1 protein-coding gene is annotated in these 1,111 nt (G+C 53.0%); it reads right to left on the reverse strand.

Annotated elements, in window-relative coordinates:
* Window positions 1-179: 179 nt before the first annotated feature.
* On the reverse strand, window positions 180-1,111 hold a 932-nt coding region (locus ABTU92_RS29680), incomplete at its 5' end, for an ATP-binding protein (RefSeq protein WP_408095131.1).

The raw sequence follows: 1,111 nt of genomic DNA on the forward strand, positions 1-1,111 counted from the left end.
AGTTGAGGCCAGTGAGGATGGCGTGTATTTATAATTACAATAATCTGAGAGCCGGTTACATCGGTAACAAAGTATGGATCATTAGGCGAATCCTCAGACGATAGATAAACCTTACAGGGCGTCGTGCCCACCGTCACGTTGAAATCCGGCTCTTCGCGTTGTGCAGCGTCAAAGATGGGCTACTCAATTTCGGCGATTATCTCCGGCGGGGGCACCTCGCCGAGCTCGATCCGATCGACGAACTCGGGCGAGCGCATTTCGTTCTCCAAAGTATCTACCGCGGTTTTAACCTCGGCTGCACTCGGGCCGCGGGTACTAACATCTTTAACGCGATAATCTCGAGCGCGAGCAACGTAATCCTGGCAGACCTGCTTGAGCTTTTCCTGAACTTCATCCTCTTGGGTGCCGAGCCACTGGATATCATCCTTGGTGTGGCTGATATCAAACTCGTCGAAGTGAATTTCTCCCGTGATACGCTGATTGATGAGATCGTTTCGTCCGTCCCAGCCGAATATGGATTCGGGTCGCCATTGTCCTGGGTGCCCTTTAATCACGCGCCCACGCCGAAGCATCGCGAAGCCTGCATTTGGTCGCCCGCTGCTACCCTCACCAAGAATGCCGACCAAGCCGTGAACCCGTTTACCTTCAACCTCAAATTCGAAGTTCTTGCGGTATCGAGTACCATCACGGGCGGTGAGATAAATAAGATCATCGGGCCAATCAAGTATGCTGTCCTGCCAGTAAAGATCCAGCAGCCCCTCACGAATATCAACCCGATACATGGACTTCAAAAAATCTTTGATTTTCCCGAGCCGTCGACCTTGCAACTTCATATGCAGCTGCTGAATTTCGATGGTTGTGTAGTGAAGATCGGCAGGCTTTGCTGTCTGCCGGTAATCGAGATTAAGATCGCCTGAAGCAACCTTCTCGACATCAACGGTGACGGTGTGTTCTTGCGGGTCGCCAAGTTTCTTCGTTCTAATCGTCCAGATGTTGCCAAGCCAGCACGCGGCGGTCTTCATCCCGAGCCCGTATTGGGAGCGGCCTGACGCTACGGCCGGCGGCTTGCCGATCTTGAGCGCGTAGACGAGTTCGTCATAGGCCATCCCCA

Source organism: Rhodoplanes sp. SY1, assembly GCF_046000175.1.
GTDB lineage: Bacteria > Pseudomonadota > Alphaproteobacteria > Rhizobiales > Xanthobacteraceae > Rhodoplanes.